Annotated in this window: 1 protein-coding gene and 1 pseudogene; both read right to left on the bottom strand. The window is 71.6% G+C overall.

Translation table 11 applies throughout. The features are described from left to right. Positions 1-434: 434 nt before the first annotated feature. On the bottom strand, positions 435-1184 hold the full coding sequence (locus CV1CTNOD_RS23700; protein WP_131788162.1) for a hypothetical protein: 750 nt from the start codon (positions 1182-1184) through the stop codon (positions 435-437). Between the two features lie 5 nt (positions 1185-1189). After that, positions 1190-1716 (bottom strand): annotated as a pseudogene (locus CV1CTNOD_RS23695) (hypothetical protein); the annotation flags it as partial.

Genomic DNA, 1716 nt, shown 5'->3' with positions numbered 1-1716 from the left:
CTGCCGGCAGTGGCTGATTTCGGCTGCACGGTGACATGTGCGGACGCCGGCAGCGCAAAGGCGATCACACCGGTGAGGGCGGCGCCGAGCACGGCTATGCCACGGGTGGTGCGGGACATACTGATCCTCTCGGGAAACCTGCCTCCTGCCGGCGAGACAGTCATGCTTTTTCACGCCGCCGGAGGAGGCCGCGGGCATACGTGCGTACGAAGCGTTGACCCGGACACGCGTGCACCCCACCGGCGTAAGCGGCCGGGCCCGACCGGCGGGTCCGACCGGTGGACGTCAGCGGCAAGCCGACACCGGAGGAGTCCGGGACACGCTCGCCGCCGCCGGATCCGACGGCGGACGTTGTCCGGAGGCGAGGAAGGGTGGCGCGGGGCGGATGGAAACGCGTGGCGGCAGGCCGGTTCCGGCCGGACCCGCAAGTGGGTTCAGCCGGCGGTGGCCGTACGGACGGACGGCGGCCCGCGCCGCCTGCCGGCGCGGACGAACAGGCGTCCGCCCATGGACGCCGACGGTGTGGACGCGGCGGGTGGACACCTGCCGGGCATGCCGGCGGCGCGGACAGCGTCCGGTCCGATCGTGAGCAGGACGTTCAGTATGGCGGCGAACCTGCGGGCGGCCTGGAACAGCAGGCTGGCGCAGCGGGAAAGCATCCGAAACCGGACGACCGCCGAGCGCAGGACGGTCGTGGTCCACAGCCCCTTCTCGGCTCGGCGGAGCATGCTGGCGACAAGCCCGGCCGCCACGGCGTGTACGGCGGTCATCGCGACGCCGTCGTGGAGTACCGCCGCGGGTGCCATGTCCGCACTGTGCGACGTGAGCGCGTTGTGCGACATGATCGTGAATGTGGCGTGTAGGACGATCTGGGTCAGACCGACCCCGGCGAGCATGGCGGTAACGTGTCGCTCCCGCCCGGCGAGTCCGTACGCGATACGGGTGATCAGCCCGAACGCGCCCAGGAACAGGGCCGCGGACGGCCGGTGGCCGCCGGCCGCGGTATGCGCCGCCACAGCAAGACAGACCGAGGAGCCGGCAAAGGTGGACGCGCGCATGCCTCGCCCGGCGGCCGTCACGGGAACCGCGGCTGTCACGGGAACCGCGGCTGTCACGGGAACCGCGGCCGTTTCGGGAACTGCGGCCGTTTCGGCGACGGCGGGCAGTGCTGTGCGCGCACTCACGGCGGTCAGCTTGCCATATCCCGCTGTGCGGGGAGCATGCCGTTCCGTTGCCGGCCGTTCCGTTGCGGGTCGGTCTGCTTCAGGTCGGCCCGATCCGGACCGTTCTGTCCTGGATCGGTCCGCTTGCGCGATCCGCGCCGGCGGGACACCAGCGCCGTGGCGCCGAGCAGGCCGAAGCCGATGCCGATGGTGATCGTGGTCAGCGTCCGGGCAAGGTCCATTGGCCCGGCGATCGGGGCGCTGGCCCGATACAGCACGCCCAGGTCGCCGAAACCGCCGACCATGGCGATGACGAAGCCGGCGGTTCCGGCAAGATAAGGGCCGGCGGTCGAGCGCCGCACCAGCAGGACGGCCGCGGCCAACCCGAGGATCCAGGCGACCATCTCGATGATGTTGCCGTAGACGAACCCCGACAGCCGGCCCTCGACCCGGGAGAAGGCGACGAGGGTCGAGTGGGTGACGTCCACCCCGACGATTGCCGTGACGGCCGCGGCCAGCGCGATACCTCGGCGCTGGTGGAGTCCGCTGGCCG

Source organism: Protofrankia symbiont of Coriaria ruscifolia, assembly GCF_900634745.1.
In the GTDB taxonomy this organism is placed as follows: domain Bacteria; phylum Actinomycetota; class Actinomycetes; order Frankiales; family Frankiaceae; genus Protofrankia; species Protofrankia californiensis.
Note: the sequence above shows the minus strand (reverse complement) of the source record. Positions and strands in the feature narration are given on the sequence as shown.